General features: G+C 63.8%; 17 protein-coding genes and 2 tRNA genes. 7 read left to right on the plus strand and 12 right to left on the minus strand.

The genetic code is table 11. The annotated features are described in order from the left end of the window. Positions 1–2 precede the first annotated feature (2 nt). The 7 genes from AC1DJW_RS11795 to AC1DJW_RS11825 form a co-directional block, all read right to left on the minus strand. Positions 3–1,058 carry a matrixin family metalloprotease gene (locus AC1DJW_RS11795; RefSeq protein ID WP_476901476.1) on the minus strand — a complete coding sequence of 352 codons (1,056 nt, stop codon included), beginning with the start codon at positions 1,056–1,058 and terminating at the stop codon, positions 3–5. A 246-nt stretch (positions 1,059–1,304) separates the two neighbouring features. After that, positions 1,305–2,144 carry an aldo/keto reductase gene (locus AC1DJW_RS11800; protein WP_284753424.1) on the minus strand — a complete coding sequence of 280 codons (840 nt, stop codon included), beginning with the start codon at positions 2,142–2,144 and terminating at the stop codon, positions 1,305–1,307. 117 nt (positions 2,145–2,261) lie between these two features. Beyond that, entirely contained in the window at positions 2,262–2,714 is a 453-nt protein-coding gene (locus AC1DJW_RS11805; RefSeq protein WP_476901477.1) for a hypothetical protein, read from the minus strand. An 8-nt stretch (positions 2,715–2,722) separates the two neighbouring features. Then, positions 2,723–3,376 carry a bacterial proteasome activator family protein gene (locus AC1DJW_RS11810; RefSeq protein WP_284753427.1) on the minus strand — a complete coding sequence of 218 codons (654 nt, stop codon included), beginning with the start codon at positions 3,374–3,376 and terminating at the stop codon, positions 2,723–2,725. Between the two features lie 26 nt (positions 3,377–3,402). Beyond that, positions 3,403–3,861, minus strand: a complete 459-nt coding sequence (locus AC1DJW_RS11815; RefSeq protein WP_284753428.1) for a GNAT family N-acetyltransferase — start codon at positions 3,859–3,861, stop codon at positions 3,403–3,405. A gap of 34 nt (positions 3,862–3,895) precedes the next feature. Beyond that, positions 3,896–4,477: a PadR family transcriptional regulator gene (locus tag AC1DJW_RS11820; protein ID WP_476901478.1), complete on the minus strand. Its 582-nt coding sequence runs from the start codon at positions 4,475–4,477 to the stop codon at positions 3,896–3,898. Between the two features lie 35 nt (positions 4,478–4,512). Next, the gene (locus AC1DJW_RS11825; protein WP_390281137.1) at positions 4,513–5,496 is read right to left on the minus strand and encodes an NAD(P)H-quinone oxidoreductase; all 984 of its coding nucleotides are present in this window, start codon (positions 5,494–5,496) and stop codon (positions 4,513–4,515) included. A 115-nt stretch (positions 5,497–5,611) separates the two neighbouring features. Here AC1DJW_RS11825 and AC1DJW_RS11830 point away from each other — a divergent pair. Next, positions 5,612–5,699 (plus strand) — tRNA-Ser (locus AC1DJW_RS11830). A 188-nt stretch (positions 5,700–5,887) separates the two neighbouring features. Here the strand turns inward: AC1DJW_RS11830 and nirD are convergent. Beyond that, positions 5,888–6,262 (minus strand): nitrite reductase small subunit NirD, encoded by a 375-nt coding sequence (gene nirD / locus AC1DJW_RS11835; protein WP_284753433.1) that lies wholly within the window; start codon positions 6,260–6,262, stop codon positions 5,888–5,890. Between the two features lie 279 nt (positions 6,263–6,541). Here nirD and nirB point away from each other — a divergent pair, with 279 nt between their 5' ends. Beyond that, positions 6,542–9,160 carry a nitrite reductase large subunit NirB gene (nirB, locus tag AC1DJW_RS11840; protein WP_476901479.1) on the plus strand — a complete coding sequence of 873 codons (2,619 nt, stop codon included), beginning with the start codon at positions 6,542–6,544 and terminating at the stop codon, positions 9,158–9,160. Between the two features lie 19 nt (positions 9,161–9,179). Here the strand turns inward: nirB and AC1DJW_RS11845 are convergent, their stop codons facing one another. Further along, a complete protein-coding gene (locus AC1DJW_RS11845; RefSeq protein ID WP_476901480.1) occupies positions 9,180–9,953 on the minus strand; it encodes a potassium channel family protein in 774 nt (257 codons plus the stop codon). A gap of 109 nt (positions 9,954–10,062) precedes the next feature. On the opposite strand from AC1DJW_RS11845, the gene AC1DJW_RS11850 reads away from it, so the two are divergent. Both AC1DJW_RS11850 and AC1DJW_RS11855 read left to right on the plus strand, forming a co-directional pair. Then, positions 10,063–10,941 carry an undecaprenyl-diphosphate phosphatase gene (locus AC1DJW_RS11850; RefSeq protein WP_390281144.1) on the plus strand — a complete coding sequence of 293 codons (879 nt, stop codon included), beginning with the start codon at positions 10,063–10,065 and terminating at the stop codon, positions 10,939–10,941. A 123-nt stretch (positions 10,942–11,064) separates the two neighbouring features. After that, positions 11,065–11,844 carry a VOC family protein gene (locus AC1DJW_RS11855; protein ID WP_390281146.1) on the plus strand — a complete coding sequence of 260 codons (780 nt, stop codon included), beginning with the start codon at positions 11,065–11,067 and terminating at the stop codon, positions 11,842–11,844. Between the two features lie 136 nt (positions 11,845–11,980). Here AC1DJW_RS11855 and AC1DJW_RS11860 read toward each other — a convergent pair whose 3' ends face one another. Continuing rightward, positions 11,981–13,984, minus strand: coding sequence for an FAD/NAD(P)-binding protein (locus AC1DJW_RS11860; protein WP_476901481.1), 2,004 nt, complete (start codon positions 13,982–13,984; stop codon positions 11,981–11,983). A 59-nt stretch (positions 13,985–14,043) separates the two neighbouring features. On the opposite strand from AC1DJW_RS11860, the gene AC1DJW_RS11865 reads away from it, so the two are divergent. The 3 genes from AC1DJW_RS11865 (at position 14,044) to AC1DJW_RS11875 (ending at position 17,791) form a co-directional block, all read left to right on the plus strand. After that, positions 14,044–16,305 (plus strand): prolyl oligopeptidase family serine peptidase, encoded by a 2,262-nt coding sequence (locus tag AC1DJW_RS11865; protein ID WP_476901482.1) that lies wholly within the window; start codon positions 14,044–14,046, stop codon positions 16,303–16,305. Positions 16,306–16,401: 96 nt separating this feature from the next. Further along, positions 16,402–16,489, plus strand: a tRNA-Ser gene (locus AC1DJW_RS11870). Between the two features lie 219 nt (positions 16,490–16,708). Next, entirely contained in the window at positions 16,709–17,791 is a 1,083-nt protein-coding gene (locus AC1DJW_RS11875) for a hypothetical protein (protein WP_476901483.1), read from the plus strand. Positions 17,792–17,879: 88 nt separating this feature from the next. On the opposite strand, the gene AC1DJW_RS11880 is transcribed toward AC1DJW_RS11875, so the two are convergent. After that, positions 17,880–19,316: an MFS transporter gene (locus tag AC1DJW_RS11880; RefSeq protein ID WP_476901484.1), complete on the minus strand. Its 1,437-nt coding sequence runs from the start codon at positions 19,314–19,316 to the stop codon at positions 17,880–17,882. Beyond that, positions 19,316–21,487, minus strand: a complete 2,172-nt coding sequence (locus AC1DJW_RS11885) for a RecQ family ATP-dependent DNA helicase (RefSeq protein WP_476901485.1) — start codon at positions 21,485–21,487, stop codon at positions 19,316–19,318. The genes AC1DJW_RS11880 and AC1DJW_RS11885 overlap by 1 nt, the downstream gene beginning before the upstream one ends. Between the last annotated feature and the right edge of the window lie 51 nt (positions 21,488–21,538).

Genomic DNA, 21,538 nt, shown 5'->3' on the forward strand with positions numbered 1-21,538 from the left:
CCCTACAAGGTGGGCTGGCACTTTCCTTGACCAAGGAGGGAGAGCCCGGTGAGGTCGCCGGCGCCGAACGACACCACGCCTGGGGTCTCGGAGGGATTCATGATCTGGCTCGGGTCATTGACATGGTCCAGGCCAACCAGGTGACCGAGCTCGTGTTCGATCACGGCCCTCACCTGGTCGGTGCCTATTTCCGCGGACATCCGTTGAAGCGCAGGCCCGTTCAGTTCCACCTGCCCGCTGACGTAGGTGAAGCCGGTATTCCCGAAGCTGACAGCTTCGCTGCCTCCCAGACCCGTGACAGTCTCCCCTTGGGCAGGATTCGTGAATTTCGGTTGTTCGGCGTGGGTCTCCCACGCGATGAGCACAGGGGCCCAACGGTCCCCGTAACGATCCTTCTGATATGACCGATGGTCCGCGGATGGCACCTCTGTGGTGTCGCCATCGTTGACGAAGGTCAATCCAGTTGCGTGGGAGATCTCAGTGATAGCTTCCTGGATGAGCTCAGGGCCGACGGCGGGTGAGTTGTCGGGGCGGGTGACGTAATGGATCGCCCGGCAGGGATCATAGGTGACCGGGCTGCCGTCCTCGCGCTTCTGTAGGAAAGCGTACGACTTGCTGGTCACGGTCAGGGTTGCGGGCCGCCCGAGCGGGCCCGGGTTTTCCCCGACACCCGCTGGTGGATGATCCTTTGCCCGGAGTGCCGCCGCGCCGGATGCAGGGCCACCTGGTGCCAACGGTCCCATCGCACCCGGATTGGCAGCGCCGGGTAGTCCACCAAGTCCGTTCAGCCCGGGCACAAAGGGGCCTACGAAATAGAGCCCGGCCAGAAGCACAACAATCCCGGCGACGATCGAAACAGCTCTAGCAACCCGCCGCAGTTTTTTAGGTCGCGGGGTAGGATCAGCTGCTTCACGCCAGGCAGTCGGGGTCGGCGTATGCTCTCCCAGCATTTCTTCGAGCTTCCACAGCGGAATACGTTCCGGCACTTTCCGTGGCCCAGATGCCGAGCCGCCGGTGACCTCCCCGAAGATGCCTTCGTTGTCCCTCGAATCCCCCATCGTCAGAGTTTATCCCCCGTCCCGAACAGACATCCCACGTTCCGGACTACATCAATGAACCCTCAGCGCTCCCCTCTGGGCAACGCGGGGTCACTTACGGCCCATTTGGTGCCGCTGAATGGGCCGTAAGTGACCCCGCGTTGCGAGATCCTGCCCGATACACGCAAGAAGGCCCCGCACCTGTTTTGGTGCGAGGTCTTCCCGTTGAGAAATTCCGCGAGTTGTGAAACTGCAGCAGTTAAGAAACTATGCGAAGTCCGAGACTGCCGGGTCCGGTCCGATGCGGCCTTCGGCGCCTCGGTCCAGGCCGTTGATGGCTTCGATGTCGGCCTCCTCCAAGGTGACGCCAAGCGCTGCGAAGTTCTCCTGGATCCGGGACTCGGTCACGGACTTGGGGATCACGACGTTGCCGATCGCCAGATGCCAGGCGATAACCACCTGCGCCGGGGTGGCACCGTGCTTGGCAGCAATCTGGGCGATAGTGGCGTTCTCAAGGAGCTCGCCGCCCTGGCCCAGTGGCGACCAGGCCTGCGTCAAAATGCCCCGTGCCGTAGCGAACTCACGGAGTTCGGCCTGGTTGAAGAACGGGTGCAGTTCGATCTGGTGGATGGCCGGAACAACGCCGGTCTCCTCGATCAGGCGCTGCAGGCCTTCCTTGCTGAAGTTGGAGACGCCGATGGACTTGATGCGTCCGCGCTTCTGGAGCTCGATGAGAGCCTTCCAGGTATCCACGAACTTGTCCTGCTTGGGCTGCATCCAGTGGATCAGGTACAGGTCGAGGGTTTCCAGGCCGAGGCGGTTCATGGACTCTTCGAAAGCCGCGAGCGTGGACTCGTAGCCCTGGTCCGCGTTCCACAGCTTGGTGGTGATGAAGATTTCCTCGGGCTTGAGGCCGGAAGATGCGATGGCGCGTCCGACGCCCGCCTCGTTGCCGTAGATCTTGGCGGTATCGATGTGGCGGTAGCCGGCGTCGAAGGCCTGACGCACCACCTTTTCGGCTACATCGTCCTCAACCTGCCACACCCCGTAGCCGAGCTGGGGAATGGAGTTGCCGTCGTTAAAAGTAAGGTTCGGTGACGAAGTCATGGCTTCCATCCTGCCAGCGCGCACACGCAGCGGCTACGGATTCCGGCGCCTCTAAGCTAGGCGCTTAATAGTTGTTATGTGGGAATAGACGCGTCTGCACCTAACTCCCACGAACGCTTACGCGCCGGCTATAGCCCTCAGTAGCCGTTCGGCTTCCTCCACATGTTCGTAAACGGCTTCGGCTCGTCGTCGCACCGAAACCGCTCCCACAGGAACGGGCCCGACGGCGAGTCGCAGCATCGCGGCCGCCTCCGCCGTTGTGGCAAGAGAGTTCCCCGCTTTGGACAGCGCACGATGGACACCTGCGAGCGATCCGGGAATATCCAGCCCATCACTGGGCGAACGGAGCTGCGCCTCCACGCAGACCGCACGAACCCTGGACGACAAGTCCGCCAGCTCGTTGGCAATGACTACGAGTTCACCGTAGAGCTGCTCGTCTTCGACGCCTTCCAGCACTTGGTGATACCGATCAAGGCCGCGGTGAAAACGGTCGTGGGCACGCCGCCACAATCCTTTGCCAAGTTCAGCGTCATCCTTCCGCCCTTGCCGGACGGCCCCAAAGAATCCCAACCCGGTGCTCAGAGGTACTGGCCCGGGTGGCGGTCCGGATCTTCAACTCGGGCAGGTTTGCCGGGTTCGGCTTCCTTGCCGGGAAGGTGGGCACGCTGAGGCTCACCGTTCTCGCCAATAACGACTCCCGGGGCGATCATGGTTCCGGGCGGGAGCTGGCGAAGCTGCAACTGGGCAACAGCGTGCTCCCGGGCTGCTTGCTGGGCTGCAATGGCGGTCTGGATTCCATGGAACAAGCCCTCGAGCCAACCGACAAGCTGCGCCTGCGCGATCCGGAGCTCAGCGTCGGAGGGAGTTGCGTTTTCAGGGAACGGGAGGCTGATGCGTTCCAGCTCTTCCACGAGTTCCGGGGCGAGGCCCTCTTCCAACTCTTTGATGGAGCGTTCGTGGATTTCGGCAAGGCGTCCGCGCGCTGCCTCGTCCAAGGGAGCGCTCTTCACTTCTTCGAGGAGCTGGCGGATCATGGTGCCGATCCGCATGACCTTGGCGGGCTCGTCGACGAGGTCCTGCAGGGTGGTGCCCTTCTTGGCGCCAGGCTTCCCATTGGCCTTGGGACCCGCTTCCGATGTGCTCTGTGCCGTGCCAGCGTCCAAGGTTGTGCCCTCCACCGGGATGTCGTCAAAACTCTCGCCACTGGGTTGAGTGTCGTCCTGATCGCTCATGCGTTCATACTCTCATGGGCCGCAACTCAGCCCAGTGCCTTGACGAGTATTTCGCCTTCGTCCTTAGCGAAACCACATTTTTCGTAGAATCCCGTGGCATAGAGGTTGGCGGGGACCCAGACCTCTTCCATTCCGTGTTCCCGCATCCATTCCTCCATGACAGCCAAGAGGGACCGGCCGACACCGCGGCGGCGCCACTCGATATGAGTTCCCATTTCCATGAGGAGCAGCTCGGCCCAAGGTCCGGCATTGCGACGGCGCTGAATGCAGCAGTGGAGGAACCCCACGATCCCGCCACCGAGCTCAGCCAGCCAAAACAGAACGGTCGGGTCGCCCAAAAAGGAGCGGGCGGCGTCGTACGTCAATGCGCCCGACGGCGCGACTGAAGGATCCTCGTCGAACAAGTTATCCGTCTCCGCCAGGCGGATCAGCGCGTCGGCGTCGTCCGGGCCAATCAGCCGGATCCGAACGTCGGCATTCGTCAAGGTTTCGATGTCAGCACCTCCCCGGCGGAGCAGTCTATGCGGTGGTTGTCCCGTTACCACGGACGGTTCCGATCATGCCGTTGCTGGCGCCATTGGCCTGCTGCACCAGCCTGGCTTCGCAGAGATCAAGCCAACGGGCCTCCGCCTCGGCATGGAAGATCAGGGAGTCCAGGACGAGCAGCCTGGCCGTGTCCGTCACTCGTTGGTTGGCGGCCACGTCCTTGCGGTCCTGGGTATAGTCCTGCAGTTCGCGCAGGGAAATCTCACGTTGGGCCTGGATGAGCGCGGGGACGTCGGTGCCCGCCGTCGTGACGGCCAGCGCCAGCTTGATGGCCAATTCGTTCCTCGGCGGCGCTCCACGATCCACTGCGGTTGAGAACCATCGGCGGATCTCTTCAGCCCCGGCGTCGGTGATGCTGAAAAGCACGTGGCCGCGGCCGTCGTCGCCCTCTTTGCGGACCAAAGCGTCGCGCTCCAGCCGGTTCAGGGTGGTGTACACCTGCCCGATGTTCAGCGGCCAGACGGCTCCTGTGCGTTCCTCGAACGCCGCCCGCAATTGGTAGCCGTAGCGTGGCTGCTCCTGAAGCAATGCCAGGATGCTGTACCGGATGGACATCGCTCTCCTTCGTACTGCCGGTTTGGCGGGCGCCGCTAGAGCAGTAGCAGGACTTTGCCCATGTGTTCGCCGGAATCGAAGTACGCGTGGGCTTCGCGGACCTGCTCCAAGGGGAACGACTTGGCCACGAACGGCTTGATTCGGCCGTCGGCCAGCATCGGCCAAACCGACTCGCGGACTGCGTTCATGATGACGCCCTTCTCAGCGACCGGACGCGGACGCAGCGCTGTGCCGATGATCGCCGCGCGTTTGCTGACCAACTGGCCGAGGTTGAGTTCGCCCTTCACGCCGCCTTGCAGTCCGATGACCACCAGCCGGCCGTAGTCCGCGAGTGCTTCCACGTTTTGCTGCAGGTATTTGGCACCCACGACGTCGAGAATCACGTCCGCGCCTTTGCCGCCGTTTTGTGCCTTGAGGCTTTCGGCGAAATCTTCTTCCGTGTAATTGATGGCGATGTCGGCTCCGAGGAAGGCTTTCGCGGTTCCGACCTTTTCGGCCGTTCCTGCCGTCGTCGCGACCGTGGCACCGTACGCTTTGGCGAGTTGGATAGCCATGGTGCCGATGCCGCCAGTGGCGCCATGGATCAATACCGTCTCACCCGCGTGCAGCTGTGCAGTCATGATGAGGTTCGAGTACACCGTGGCGGCTACCTCAGGCAATGACGCCGCGGTGACCAGGTCCACGCCGTCGGGCAATCGCAAAACCTGCTCCGCCGGGACGGCAACCTGTTGCGCGTAGCCGCCACCCGAAAGCAGGGCAACTACCTTGTCGCCCACGGAAAACGGCTTGCTCACCTCCGGTCCGAACGCCGCAATCCTGCCGGAGACCTCAAGGCCCGGAATTTCGGATGCACCCGGTGGTGGCGGGTAGAACCCGCGGCGCTGCTGAACATCCGCCCTGTTGAGACCGGCGGCGACGACGTCGATGAGAACCTCGCCGGGTCCGGGAACCGGAGCGGGGACGTCACGGATTTCCAGAACCTCGGGCCCGCCCGGTTCGGAGATGTAGACGGCTTTCATAGAGTGCTCCCGATCCCTCGCTCAGTGCAGTTGGCCTTTTCAGACACCTTAACCGCGTTAATCGCGGCGGCAGGTTTTTGGCGCAGCCAACTCCCTATGAAACACTACTAGGCAGGGAAGGTTGTCCGAGCGGCCTAAGGAGCTGGTCTTGAAAACCAGTGTGCGGTAACCCCGCACCAAGGGTTCAAATCCCTTACCTTCCGCGTGGCGCGTCTTGAGGCGCGAACTGGCAGCAGATGCCCACAGAATCGCTTCTTGTGGGTATCTGCTGCTTTTTCGACGACGCTAGCCTGTTCAGTAGCTGCGGTCGCCGAATCGGCGCTGCACGTCGAGTAGGAACTTGAGCCCGCCGTCAGACGGGGCAGCGACGCCGGGGCGCCCCGGCTACGGCCTAGACGGCTACTTCGACGTATCCGTCCACGAGGCGGGTGGCGTAGCTTGCGAGCCGCAGTTCGGGGTTAGTGAAGCATTCGCCCGTTTCAAGGTCGTAGACCTCTTTGTGAAGCGGCGAGGCGATCGTGGGACGGCTGCCCCGGGAACCGACGATTCCCCGCGCCATGACGTTGGAGAGAGTTGCCGGGTCCTGTTGGGACACCGCCAAGACCTCGTCCGGCGTGGTGCGGAACAGCGCTACTTGCTTGCCTCCGACCAAGGCAGCTTCGCCCCAGGCCGGTTCGAGCTCGTCGATGGCGCAGACTCGGTGCCAACCGGACGCGGTCGGTGCACTCAGCTGTTCTTGGTTTTCCCGATCCAGAATTACGGTCATTTCAGCCCCTATCGCTTAGCCTGCCGGTCCGGCGGATCCAATTCCGCCATCCGGCACGGGCCGTTTGCGGCCACAACTTCACGGTAGGCCCGCCATGTTTCGCCGGAATGCAATCAATGTGTCCTGCTCGTAAAGGAGACCTCACATCGCCGCAATCCTCACCGTGATGCCGAAGTTAAGCCCCCGAAACAAAGGGGAAACTGACGCGAAACTGCGTGTCTTTAGTCTGAAGTGACAAGTCGCGGATGACGGTTCTGCGGCACATGCGAAAGGCCGCCAGTGACCGGACATACTTCCCCTTCAGAGAACCCGCGCCGCATTGTTGTCGCGGGCGGGGGCCCTGCGGCCCACCGTTTTGCCGATGCCATGCATACCCGCGGTCTCGAGGGCTGGCACGTCACGGTCCTGACCGAGGAAGCGCATCTTCCCTATGACCGGGTCACGCTGAGCAAGGCACTCATCGAGGTGGACTACGACCTCACCCTCGGGCATGCGTCGATGTGGGAGCACGATGCGCTGGAGCTGCGCACGGGCGAGCGGGTCGTCAAGATCAATCCCGAAGCCAAGTCCGTGGAAACCGCGGCCGGCAACAGCTACGAATACGACGCCCTCGTGGTCGCAACGGGTTCGAATGCCGCCCGCCTGCCCATCCCGGGCGCCGAGCACACACATGTCTACCGCACGCTCGAAGACGTGTGGGCCATCAACAAGGCGATCACCGAACTTACCGAGAAACTGGGGCGCAAGATCAACGCCGTCACTATCGGCGGCGGGCTCCTCGGCCTCGAATCAGCCGCCGGGACTGAGCGGCTGGGCGCCACCCCGATCGTCATCGACGGCGCGCCATGGCTGATGGCCACCCAGCTCGACGAAGGCGCTGGCCAGGCAATGGGCCGCCTCATCAAGGACAAGGGCTTCGAAATCCACGGCGGCGTGTTCCCCTCGGAAGTATTGTCCGACGACGACGGCCAGGTCACCGGTGTCCTCATGGCTGACGGCCGCATCATCGACGCCGACATCGTGATCGTCGCGATCGGGGTCAGGCCGCGCGATGAGCTCTTTCGCGCAGCGGAGGGCGAGGAACAGGTCTTCACGCTTGGCCAGCGCGGTGGCGTTGTCATTTCCGACGGTTGCGAGACCGAGATCCCCGGCATCTTCGCGATCGGTGAGGTGGCGAACTTCGGCGGGATGTGCCTGGGGCTCGTGGCTCCGGCGAACACGATGGCCGAGATCGTCGCCGACCGCCTGCACGGCGGGCAAGCGACCTTCCCCGGTTTCGACACGGCCACCAAGCTCAAGCTTTCCGGCGTGGATGTGGCCAGCTTCGGCGACGCCTTCGCCAAGACCGAGCATTCCCTGGAAATCGTTTACGCGGATCCGGCCCGGGGCGTCTACCAGAAGATCGTCACCACCGACGACGCCAAGACCCTGCTCGGCGGGATCTTCGTCGGCGACGCCACACCGTACATGAGCCTGCGCCCCCTGCTCGGCCGGGAACTGCCCGCCGAACCCGGCGCCTACCTCACCGCTGCCGGCGGCGGGGACGCCCCCGAGACCGAACTGCCGGATGACGCGATCCTGTGCTCCTGCAACAACGTGGCCGCCGGGTCTATCCGGGCCGCCGTCAACGCGTGCGGGACGTGCGAAGGCAAGGAGCCGGTCCAGGACGTTCCAGGCCTCAAGGCCTGCACCCGGGCCGGAACGCAGTGCGGCTCCTGCGTGCCGATGATCAAGAAGCTCCTCGAAGGGGAACTGAAGAAGTCCGGCATCGAGGTCTCCAAGGCCCTGTGCGAGCACTTCGAGCTCTCCCGCCAGGAGCTTTTCGACGCGATCCGTGTGCTGGAACTGACCTCCTTCGAGGACATCCTGGGCAAATACGGCACCGGCGCGGGCTGCGATATCTGCAAACCCACCATCGCCTCGATCCTCGCGTCGCAGCATTCCGCGTACGTGCTCGACGCCGGCCGCGGCACCCTGCAGGACACCAACGACCGCGCCCTGGCCAATATGCAAAAGGACGGCACCTACTCCGTGGTCCCCCGCATCCCGGGCGGGGAGATTACGCCCGACAAGCTCGTGGTCATCGGCACGATCGCCAAGAAGTACGGCCTGTATACGAAGATCACCGGCGGGCAGCGCATCGACATGTTCGGCGCCCGCCTCGAACAACTCCCGGACATCTGGGGCGAGCTCATTGACGCAGGCATGGAGTCCGGTCAGGCGTACGGCAAGAGCCTGCGCACCGTGAAATCCTGCGTGGGATCCACCTGGTGCCGCTTCGGTGTGCTCGACTCTGTTTCCATGGCCATCAACTTGGAACTGCGCTACCGCGGCCTGCGCAGCCCGCACAAACTCAAAATGGGCGTGTCCGGCTGCGCCCGCGAATGCGCAGAAGCCCGCGGCAAGGACGTCGGCGTGATCGCCACTTCGGAAGGCTGGAACCTGTACGTCGGCGGCAACGGCGGCGCGAACCCCGCCCACGCCCAGCTCCTCGCCGGCGGCTTGGACGACGAGACCCTGGTGAAGTACATCGACCGCTACTTCATGTACTACATCCGTACCGCCGACCGCCTCCAGCGCACCGCCCACTGGCAGACGGAACTCGACGGCGGCCTTGAGCACGTGCGCCAGGTGGTAGTCGAGGACTCGCTCGGCATTGCCGACGAGCTCGAGGCCGCTATGGCCAAGCACGTCGAGTCCTACGAGGACGAGTGGGCCGCGACCCTCAAGGACCCCGAACGGCTCCGCCGCTTCCGTTCCTTCGTCAACGCCCCCGAACAGGAGGACGAGGCCATCGTCTTCGTCCCCGAACGCGGCCAGATCCGCCCCGCCACCAACGAAGAAAAGAGTGCCGTCTTGATTTCTTCCGCCAGCATCCCGGTCCGCGGGAAGGAATAAGACGCACCTCGACGGCGGGCTACGGCGACGGCGAGTGGTCGCCGCGGGCTCCGACCACGCCGCCCCGTAGCTCGCCGTCGGCGTTTTCCAGAAGGGCGCTCAGGCGCTCGACCTGCTCAGCCAGCCGGCGAATCTCCTGCTTCATGGGCTCCTCGGCGACCGTTGCGGCCGCCGCAGCTCCGGAGGAGACCTGTTCAACAAGCCACGAGGCAACCGAAGCCGTCACGACGCCCAAGACAGCGATTCCACAGACCATCAAGCCTCCGGCAACGCAGCGGCCCACGACCGTCACCGGGTAGTGGTCCCCGTAGCCAACAGTGGTGATGGTGACCATCGCCCACCAGATGGCATCGCCAAAGTTGGTGATGTTGGCGCCCGCGGCGTTCTCCTCCGCATCAAGCACGGCGAGCGCACCACAGTACGTCAGGAGGGCCGCGGACCCGAGAACAAAAGTGAGGATGCGGCCCCGCATGGCGTTCCCGGCGGTGCGATGAAGCAGCTTCAGCAGTGTTACGAGCCGCAACAACCTCAAGGGCCTGAGGACCGGGAGGGCCAGTATCAGCAATTCGTGCAGGTTCCGCACGAACCACTGCGCGCGACGCCGCGCCAAGACGAGGCACATCGCGTAGTCCAGGGCAAACACCAGCCACGTGACCCAAATGATGGTGTCAACGACCGTGGATTGGGCCTCGCTAAGATTGGCGATCACTTGGAACGAATAGGCCACCAGGAACAGCACAGCTGCCGCCACCATGGGCCACTCGGAAACCTGCCGCCATCGCTCTTGGGTCATTCGTCGATATTAGCTACCTACCCTAATAGCCGTGTTCACCTGCTGGCACACGGCTGCCTCCCAGCAAACGTTCATCTCCCAGTAACCGGCGCTGGCTAGGATCGAGCCCATGATTAATATGATCCAGGCCATCGTTATGGGCCTGCTGCAGGGAATCACCGAGCTCTTCCCGATTTCCAGCCTCGGCCACAGCGTCATCCTTCCCAAACTCTTCGGTTGGGGCCTGGACCAGAAGGCACCGGAATTCCTGAACTTCCTCATTGCCACCCACTTGGCTACAGCAATTGTGCTGTTCTTCTTCTTCCTCCGGGACTGGATTGAAATCGCCAAAGGTCTTGGCCGTTCCATCCGGGACAGGAAGATCGCTCCGTCAGACACGTATGCGAAGCTCGGCTGGCTCCTTGTGGTTGGAACCGTGCCTGCCGGAATTATCGGCTTGGTCCTGGAAAAGCCCATTCGAAATCTCTTCGGTTCCCCGCTGATCGCAGCCGCCTTCCTGGTGGTCAACGGTCTCGTCCTTTTCGGGGCCGAACGCCTGCGGACAAGGGATAGCCGCCGTGCCGCGGAGCAGCCGGCCACCGCAACGGCTTCCGACGCCGAAATCGCCACCTTGCCGTGGAAACGCGCCTTGGCAATCGGAACCGCCCAGGCAGCCGCCCTGATCCCCGGCATCTCCCGCTCCGGCTCGTCAATGGCCGGCGGCCTGCTGTCCGGTCTGAACAACGAGAACGCCGCGCGCTTCAGCTTCTTGCTCGCCACGCCGATCATCGGCGCCGCAGCCGTGCTCAAGCTGCCTGACCTCTTCACCCCGGCCATGGCCGACGAACGTGGCGTGTTCCTGGTGGGGGCACTGTGCGCCGGTGTCGCCGCGTGGTTCGCCACCAAGTTCCTGCTTCGCTTCTTCGAGACCCGGACGCTGACTCCCTTCGCGATCTACTCGGTGGTCGGCGGAGCGATCTACTTCATCCTGATGCTCTTCATGGGCTAAGTTCCGCCGAAGGCCTCGAGCGAAGGCATTGAAACTGTCAGAGGCCCCGCATAGGGTTTTGTCTGTCTCCACCACCCACTCATGAAACCGTGGAACAACCGCGGTAACGACACAGGAGCAAACATGCCCACGCCTGACATCACCCCCGGTTCACCGTGCTGGATCGACCTGATGACCTCGGACCCGGAGAAGGCAAAGTCCTTCTACAACACGCTCTTCGGCTGGACCTACGAGACCGGCGACCAGGAAAAGTACGGCGGCTACATCACGGCCTCGAAGGACGGCAAAATGGTGGCCGGGATCATGCAGAAGCAGGAAGACATGGGCCAGATGCCCGATGTCTGGTCCACCTACCTGCGCACTGACGACATCAAGGCCACCACCGAAGCGGCCCTCGCCAACGGAGGCCAGGTCTACATGGAACCCATGGAAGTGCCGGACCAGGGAACCATGGCGATGTACGCGGATTCGTCCGGAGCGGCCATCGGTGCCTGGCAGTTCGGCGAGATGAAGGGCTATCAGCTGGCTGCCGAAACAGGCGCACCCGCCTGGCACGAGCTCTTCGCCAAGGAGTACGACTCCGCCGTTTCCTTCTACCAGAACGTCTTCGGTTGGGAAACCACCGTCGTGGGCGATACCCCGGAGTTCCGTTACACCACGCTCGGGGCGGGCGATGACTCCAAGGCAGGCATCATGGATGCCTCCGGTTTCCTCCCGGCCGAGGTGCCGTCCTACTGGGGCGTCTACTTCGCGGTGGACAAGGTCGATGCCACGATCGAGCAGGCCGTCTCCTTGGGCGCTACCGTGATCCAGGCGGCTGAAGACACCCCCTACGGGCGGATGGCCACCCTGACCGACCCCACGGGTGCGATCTTCAAGCTCATCGAAAACCAGGCTGCCTAGGGCCCACCAGCTAGGCGCAGCCCACCACCCACCAGAGAGCATGCTCTCCCCCGGCCCCGGCGAGTGGACATATCAGGTTTATGTCCACTCGTCGGTACGGGCGGAGAGCATGCTCATTTTTATTGGTGGAACATGCTCATTTCTGGAGGGGAAGGCCGAGCATGTCCCTGGCGATTTCATCGGCGTCGCGGAGGGTCCGTTGGCCACTCCGATAGCCGCGACCATCGGAAGGCCGGGCTTCAGCGGCAATGGCCGTCCCCCACTGGGTCGAAGAAAGCTGCAGGCCAAGGGCGTACATTCCCGGAGTCACGGAACCGTTGGCGCCCACCAAACGGTAGGGATGCGGCTGGACGTCCAAGCCGGAGGTCTGCACCGGCGTTCCCTCGGCAGTCATCATTACCTTGGGCCGCACCAAGCCGTCGGCGAGCAACTGCCGCAGGAGCGGAGAAACACTCACGCCCACCCGGTTCGCCGGGGACATGGCCTCAATCAGCGTCCTGGCTTCCGCGGCGTCGTCGTGCACCCATGCGGACACAGCGCGGAAGACGCGCTGGGAACGGTCAACACTGAATCGAGGATCCGGGCCCACGAAACTTACGACGCCGGCACGCGCCAAAGCGGCCAGCTGTTCGGCGCGCAGGGCCGGAGGACCGCTCGCGAGTCCCTCAACGAAGGATTCGAACCAGCCCCGGAGCTCACCGACCCACGACTCGTCCGTGATGCCGCCGTCGGCCACGGCGCTCTTCAGGATGGCCCGTCCGGTATGCAAGGCACCGATCGCCATCTTCACTGGATCTGCTTCTCCGAGCGCGGAGCGGCGGGCGTCGTCGTCCAAATAGTCGACGACGGCGGCGTCGAGTTCCTTCCTGGACGCGAAGGAATGTCCGGCCAAAGGCGCGGCGAGTCCCAGCAGGTCAAGGCGGCGCGACGCTGCGACATGGGTGGAGACCAACTCCCCGACCTGGTTTTCCCACCGCCCGGTGGCATGCGCGTGGGGCTGCAACAAGTCCTCGAGGGCGGCCAGGAATTCCGTCGCATCAGACACGGCCACGGGTTCGGCTACGACCAGCGTCGAATAGTATGCCCACAACGCATCCCGATGCAGGAGGGGCCAAAGATCGTGGTCGAAGCCAGGTTGGATGCCCGCCGCGGCGAAGCGTTCCACCGCGCTCTCCGTCAGGTAGCGCAATCGCACGGACTTGGGATAATAGCCGTCCAAACCGGCCTTGGCCCGGTAAGGAGTGCCACGCCTGGATGCCGCGATGATCTTCGGTTCCCGGCCCGAAGGCACGTACTTGAGCTTTCCCTCGAGACCGTCTTCGGCCGGAACGAACTGTCCCCCGCGGCCTTCCGTCAGTTGGCCCATGACGTCGAAGAAATTCAGGCCCATGCCCCGGACCAGGACCGTCTCCCCGTCCGGGACCAGTGCCCAGTCCACGTCGGCAGGTGCGGCTGGCGGCACGTACAGGAGCCCGAGCTCCCCCGCCACCTCCCTGAAAGAACGCTGCTCCGGGTTGAGCCGGGACTCAAGGTGGCCCAGCGCGAGGACAAGGGAATCCACGGTGAGCCGAGCGCCGTCGACGAGTTCGACGTCGAACCCTCCGCCCGCGGGCTGACCAGGCGAACCGTCCGGATCGCCCTCCGCCGGACCGCCAGCCAGGGGATGCGCCGCCACGGCGTTTTTCCGATGGAAGGCGATCTCCACGCCGGCCGGGACACGGTCCAGCAGTTCCTCCAAAGTGGATCGCAGGTACCGTCCGTAAAGGGCACGGCTGGGAAAGTCGTCCGAGGCGAGGGCGGCAAGTTCGGCCCGTTCCTCAGCACTCAAGCCATGGCCGCCGACGGACCGCTGCTCAGCCCGCCACTGCTCAAAGGAGCCGCCGGCCAGGGGCGGCGCGAGTCGCTCGTCCTCGGGGATCAGTGTGGGGTAGAACGACTGCGTGTTCATGAGGTACAGCCGGGACTGCTCGGGCTGCCAGACGTGCCCGGGACCGGCAGGATAGGGGTCCACGACGTCGATATGCAGCGAACGCCCTTGTGATTCCGTCGCGGCCCAATTGGCGAGCAAACGCTCCAGCACACTGGTGCCGCGGGGACCTGCCCCGATCAGCCCAACCCGAATGTTCTGCGATTTACCCACGCCCAAGCCTAACTTCTTGTGACTTGCTTCCTTCTCAGACAGTCATTCTAGGATGAGGGATGACCACCACAGCAGCTGATCAAGCGCCCGCGCCCGACAACGAAACTGCCCAGGGAACCGCAATCGCCCCCGAGCCTGTCGACGAGAATATCTGGCTCGAGGACATCCACGGCGAGGAACAGCTGGCCTGGGTACGGGAGCAAAATGCCCGCACCGAAGACTTGCTCGACGACGCCGACTACGCCGCATTGGAAGCCGGAATCCTGGAGGTTCTGGACTCCACGGACAGGATTGCCATGGTCAACAAGCGCGGCGAGCACTACTACAACTTCTGGAAGGACCAGCAGAACCCCAAGGGGCTCTGGCGCCGGACCACGTGGGAGAGCTACCTCAGCGACGCCCCGGAATGGGACGTCCTCCTCGACATCGATGCACTCGCCGCAGCCGAGGGCGAAGAATGGGTTTTCCACGGCGCAAACTTCCTGCGCCCCGCCGAGGGTGAACCGCACCGCCTCGCCATCATCGCCCTCTCCCCCGACGGCGGCGACGCCAACCGCCACCGCGAGTTCGACGTCGAAACCCGCACCTTCGTGGACCCTGCCGCAGGCGGCTTCGACCTTCCGACCGCGAAAGGAAACGTGAGCTGGCTCGACGCCGATACCCTCCTGGTTGCCACGACCGCCGACGGCCTGCCGAAAACCAGCTCTTCCTACGCGCGCACCGGGGTGAAGCTCCGTCGCGGCCAATCCCTGGCCGAAGCCGAGCGGATCTTCGAGATCCCCGAAGACCACATGATGGCGCTCGTCGCCCACGACTCCACCCCGGGATTCGAACGCACTTTCGCCGTGGACTGGATCGACTTCTTCAACCGGACCACTTCCGTGCTACGCGACGACGCGTGGCTGGCCATTGATGTCCCCACTGACGTCAACCTCAGTTCCCACCGCGAATGGCTCATGTTCCGTCCACGGCAGGACTGGAACGTGGACGGAACCACCTACGCCTCCGGGTCCCTGCTGGCTGCCGACTTTGAGGGCTACTTGTCCGGGGCACGCGACTTCTCGGTGCTTTTCACCCCGGATGAGCACACGTCCCTCCAGTCGTGGAGCTGGACCCGGAACTACCTCCTCCTGAACCTGCTGCACGACGTCTCTTCCGAAATCAGGGTGCTCGACCCGGCCAGCAAGGATTCCGCCGGCGGTTGGGCTTCGACTTTGTTGGATGCGTGCCCGCCGCTGCACGACGTGAACGCCTACGCCGTGGATGACGAGGACGAAGCAGAAGGCGACGACGCCGGCAACGACTACTGGCTCGTCGCTACCGGCTTCACCACCCCCACGACACTCATGCGCGGCACCTTGTCCCCGGGCATCGCCGGCTACACGCTCGACGCAGGCCATGACGGCGGGGTGGCGAGCACGCACGCAGTAGTGAAGTCCTCGCCGTCGTTCTTCAACGAGGCGGACTACGAGGTCCAGCAGCACTTCGCTACCTCAGCAGACGGTACGCGCGTGCCCTATTTCCAGGTCGCGTCCAAAGATCTGGACCTCGACGGCGAGAACCCCACACAGCTCTCGGGCTACGGCGGGTTCGAAGTCTCAAGGACCCCCGCCTACAGCGGAGCCATCGGGCGCGCCTGGCTGGAGCGCCGGAGCGAAAGCATCACTTCCGACGACGGCTCCGCGCCACATTCACGTGGCGGCGTCTACGTCGTGGCCAACATCCGCGGCGGCGGCGAGTATGGTCCCGCATGGCACCGGGCAGCCTTGCAGGAGAATCGGCACCGCGCGTTCGAGGATTTCGCCGCTGTGGCGCAGCATCTCATTTCGCGGGGCGTCACCAGTCCGCGGAGGCTCGGCTGCGTGGGCGGCTCCAACGGCGGACTACTGGTGGGCAACATGCTGACCCAGTACCCGGAGCTGTTCGGAGCGATCTCCTGCGGCGTCCCGTTGCTGGACATGCGCCGCTACACCAAGCTTTCGGCTGGTTACTCCTGGATTGCCGAGTACGGCGATCCCGACGTGCCGGAACAGTGGGAGTACATCCGCACCTTCTCGCCGTACCACCTGCTGCGAGACGGAGTGGAGTACCCGGAGACGTTCATCTGGACAGCCACCTCCGATGACCGTGTAGGCCCGGTCCAGGCCCGGAAGATGGCAGCCCGGATGCAGGCAATGGGCATCCCGAACGTGTGGTTCCACGAAGCACTTGAAGGCGGTCACGCAGGAGCCTCGGACAACCGCCAGGCGGCCTCGCTCCAAGCCCGCAGCCAGCACTTCCTGTGGCGGGCGCTTGCCGGCAAGAAGGGCTCGGGGCACTAGCGCCCTTAACGGCGGAGCCCCCGACGGCTGCCCGCGTCCCCGTTTTGCACTGGGTGCCCAGTTCTGCGTATCCTTGGTTGGCTAGCAATAGCAACTGGAGACGTGCCAGAGCGGCCGAATGGGCTTCACTGCTAATGAAGTGTGGGGCACAACTCCACCGGGGGTTCAAATCCCCCCGTCTCCGCGTTTTGGCCCCGGTCCCTGACCGGGGCCTTTTTGCGTTCCGGGAGTTTTTGGGTTCCGGGACTTTCAGCGTTCCTGGGTCTTTTCGTTTACGGTCTTCAGCGGCCGCGGTCTTCAGCGGCCGATCCTGGCGGCGAAGATTCATGTCTCCGACTCTTTGAATTCAGCTCGCGCCAATAGCCTCGTCCGGGTAACGGAGACCAACGACGAGGAGAGATTCATGCGTTCAATGACGAGATTCGCGATCGCGACGGTTGGGGCCGTCCTGTTGTCAACCGCGTTGCTCACTCCGCCGGCACTGGCGGCCAATGACAGCAACACTTCGGGACAGAATGGCTCCAACGGCAACGGACACCAAGGCAATACCGAAGGCTTCAGCTTCGGCGTCATCGGCGACGTACCCTACGGTGCCGCTGAGATCCAAGCCTTCCCGTCCTACATCCAGGACCTCAACGCACACAAGGAACTGAGCTTTGTAGCACACGTGGGCGATATCAAGAACGGATCTTCCCAGTGCACTGACGAGTACTTCGAAGCCATCAAGAAGAACTTCGACAGCTTTACTGCTCCGCTCGTCTACACCCCGGGCGACAACGAGTGGACTGACTGCCACCGAACGAACAACGGCGCCTACAACCCGTTGGAAAGACTGGCCAAGGTTCGGGAAGTCTTCTTCCCGAAGCCCGGATTCACCCTTGGCGCACCGATGACGGTGAAATCACAGGTAAAGGAAGGCTTCCCGGAGAACGTCAGCTTCCGCAAGCATGAGGTCGCCTTCACTGCGGTCAACATTCCGGGCAGCGATAATTCGATGCTGCCTTGGACGGGACTCGGCCAGACCCAGCCCACCGCCGCCCAAGTGGACGAGGTACAGCAGAGGACCGAGGCTGACATCCAGGAGTTGAGGGACACCTTCCGCAAGGCGCGGAACAACGGCGACCGGGCCGTCGTCGTGATGACGCAGGCGGACATGTTCGACCCGACAGTCGCAGCCCCTTCACAGGCGGATTTTGGCGCTTTCAAACCCCTGGTGCAGACCTTGATCGAGGAATCGAACGCGTTCGGCGGCCCGGTCTACCTGATCAACGGCGACAGCCACGTTTACAACCAAGACCACCCCCTCGCCGCCGGTTCCACGTGGCTGTCCTTCTACGGTCAGGCCACAGCGGCGAAGAACCTGACGCGAATCACCGTGGATGGATCCAACAATGCCAAAGACTGGCTCAAGGTCACGGTCAACCCGGAGGAAGCAACGAGCGTCATGTCGTTCGAACGGGTCCCGTTCACGCACCCGGCTTCGTAGTCAAAGCGATCCAAGCAAGACGCGGATGGCCAAGAGTCGCCGGAGTCTCCGTGATGGAGGTTCCGGCGATTGGCGTCCCCAAGGCTCTCTAGCCGCGCCGTTTCTCGGGCTTGCTCACAACGCTGCGGCTGACTTCGGCTCCGGCGTGCCGGTGCAGCGTGAGGCTGTCCACCGTGCTCAACAGCATCACGGCAGCCATGGAGAGGAAGGCGCCACGGTACGCCGAGGAAGGGCCGTCGCCGAAGAACGACGCATGGTCGAAGAGACGCAGGAAGAGCGCACCCACTGCAATACCAGCGCCCGCGGCCAGTTGCACCAACGTGGCTGACACTGCGTTGGCCGAGGGAAGCTCCCCCGGGACGATATCCGCATACTGCACGGAGGCGTACGCCGAGAAGCCGATCGAACGGAAGGCCCCGCTGGCCAGCAGCAAGGCAAAAATCAAAGGCTCCGGGGTCCCTGCGTTGAGGGCCGCACAAGCGGCAAAGGTGACGGCCGACGCGAAAGAGGCGAAGACCAACACAGGCTTGAAACCGAACCGCCGAATGATGGGCGTCGTGGCCGGCTTGATGCCGATGTTGCCGATGAACACCGCGGCCACCATCGCACCGGATTTAAGTGGATCCCAGCCAAAGCCGTCCTGGAACAACAGCGGTAGCAGAAACGGCACCGAGCTGATGGTCAGGCGATAGACGAACCCTCCGGTGGAAGTGGCCCGGAACGTGCGAGTGGCGAAAACCCGGAGATCGAAGAGCGGGGCCTTGGCCTTGAGCATCCACCAGGCCGCTCCGGCCAAAGCCAATGCCCCGGCCAGCAGCACGGCTGCCGGGACCGCGCCCGCGCCATGGCCGCCAACCCCTTCAAGACCCACCACAAGCGATCCGACGCCGAAAGTGGTGAGTGCGAGGCCGAGCCAGTCGAGCCGCCGGCCGGCATCGCCTCCCGTACGCGGAACCAGCCTCAGGGCTGCAACGAACGCAGCAAGGCCCAGCGGGACGTTGATCAGGAAGATCCAGTGCCAGGAAAGATAGGTTGTGAAAGCTCCGCCCACAAGCGGCGCCAAAACGGGGGCCAACAACCCGGGCCAAACAAGGAATGCCGTGGCTCGGAGGAGCTCCGACTTGGGTGTGCCCCGCAGCACTACGAGAGTCCCTACCGGCACCATCATCGCCCCACCGGCGCCTTGTGCCACCCGGCTCAACGTCAACAAGATGAGGTCCTGGCTTGCTGCGCACAGCAGCGACGCAACGGTGAACACAGCGATAGCCAGACAGAAGATCCGACGCGCGCCAAAGCGTTCTGCGAGCCAACTGCTGAGCGGAATGCCCATGGCCACCGTCACCAAGTAAGCAGTCATCGTAACGTTGACATCGGCCGAGACCACTTTGAAGTCGGCCGCGATGCTCGGCATGGCGGTAGTAAGGACTGTTCCGTCCAGGAACTCCATGAAGAAGGTGGCGGCAACCAGCAACGCGAGCCGTGGCTGCCACTTGGATTCGGACTGGACATCCGGGGCTGCGCCCATCACGCTGCTTGACCGAGGACGAGAGGCAACACCGATCCTGCCCCGGCTTGCCTGAGGGCGCGGCCAGCAACAGTCATGGTCCAGCGGCTGTCCGCCAGGTCATCGACCAAGAGGATCCCTTGACCCCCTAGGGATGCAAGGTTCTGTCCAAGTTCCGGACCCACCACGAGGCGCTCCCAGACGCCGGCGAGCCGATAGGCGCTGTTGCCACCGCGCCCGCCCGTGGAGCCGCCGTGCTGGAGTTCGAGGGAACCCAAATACGGCATCTGGCCGATCCCGGCGATGCCGCGGGCCAAGGATTCGACGAGCGCCGGCTTGTTCCTGGACGGAATGCTCACGACGGCCGCCGGACGCCCTTGGCCGCTCCACCCGGTGGATCGGCCGTCACCGACAGACCATTCGCGCAAGACCTGCACGCAGGCCTGCAACATGGCAGGTTCAACCTCGCGGTCAGCCGCCCCGGCGGCAAAAAGTTCACGGAGGGCACCACCCCAGCCGAGATCGGTCAGGCGGGCCAGGACGCGTCCTTCGGCCAGCAACTCGTCGGGCTTGATCTTGCCTTTTACCGTCACGCCCAGCCGGTCCATGCCGCTGGGCCATTGAAGCCGTGGATCGAGCGCTAGGCCCGCGCGCCGGAGGGTCTGCCCGGCGGCGTCGGCGGCTGCGGCTGCCACGTCCGCCGGGAACCACTTGCCGGCGCAATTGTCGCAACGGCCGCATGCACGTGCGGATTCGTCGTCCAGGACCGCGGTGATGTATTCCATGCGGCATCCGGCGGTGTCCTGGTAAATCACCATGGAATCCTGCTCATCCACCCGGGCCTCGGCGATGCGGGCGTAGCGTTCGGCGTCGTAGATCCACGGACGTCCCGTGGACCTCCAGCCACCGCCTACGCGCTCCACCGCTCCATCCACCGCCAAGACCTTCAGCAGGAGTTCCAAGGGCGTCCGGCGCAGGTCCACCCGCGCCTCAAGGGCCACCGTTGACAAGGCAGAGCCGGATTCGGCCAAGACGTTGAGGACGGCTGCGGCCTTTTCCTCCGAGGGCATAGAAGCAGTCGCAAAGTACTGCCAGATTTCGCGGTCCTCGGATCCGGGCAGGAGGAGCACATCCGCATTCGCGGCGCCACGGCCGGCACGGCCGACTTGCTGGTAGTAAGCCACCGGCGATGACGGGGCACCAAGGTGGATGACGAACCCGAGATCCGGTTTATCGAAGCCCATGCCGAGCGCCGAGGTGGCAACGAGCGCCTTCACTTGGTTGTCCTTGAGGAGTTGCTCGGCCCGTTCACGATCCGCGGGGTCCGTCCGCCCGGTGTAGGACAAGACGTTGTGGCCTGCCTCGGAGAGCAGCCGTGCGGTGTCTTCAGCGGCCGAAACGGTCAAGGTATAGATGATTCCGCTGCCTGGCATGTCTGCCAGATGGGTCAGCAACCAGCCAAGGCGATCCCGCGAATCGGCGAGCTTCAAGACACCCAGCCGCAAGGACTCGCGGCCAAGCTGCCCGCGGATGGTCAGCACTCCGGCGCCGAGCTGCTCTTCGATGTCATGAACCACCCGGGAGTTGGCCGTGGCTGTGGTGGCCAGCACTGGAACACTGCCAGGCAGTTGCTCGATGAGATCGGAAATGCGCCTATAGTCGGGACGGAAATCGTGTCCCCAGTCCGAAATGCAGTGAGCCTCGTCAATCACGAGGAGACCGGTACGCCGGATGAGCTCGGGAAGCTGGTTTTCCCGGAACGAAGGATTGGTGAGCCGCTCCGGCGAAACCAGGAGAACATCCACCTCGTCCGCGGCCAGTTGCTCGCGGACGTTGTCCCACTCAAGTTGATTGGCGGAGTTGATCGCCACGGCTCGCACGCCGGCACGCGCGGCCGCCGCCACTTGATCCCGCATGAGCGCAAGCAGCGGCGAAACGATGAGCGTGGGCCCTGCGCCCCGGCGCCTCAGCAGCAACGACGAGACGAAGTACACAGCCGACTTGCCCCAGCCCGTCCGCTGCACCACCAAAGCGCGCCGTCCGGCGTCGACGAGCGCCTCAATCGCTTCGTACTGTCCATCGTGGAATCGGGCGTCTCCATTTCCCACAAGCTCCTTCAGGACTTCAAGGGCCTGCAGCCGGGTGGTGGACTGTTCCGCTGCGAGTAGGGCAGCATCCGGGTTGTTGGGCATGGCTTCAGTATTCCAGCACCCGCAGACAGCCAGAACCCGGAACGTCATCTA

This window comes from Arthrobacter sp. 05L417 (genome assembly GCF_056397865.1).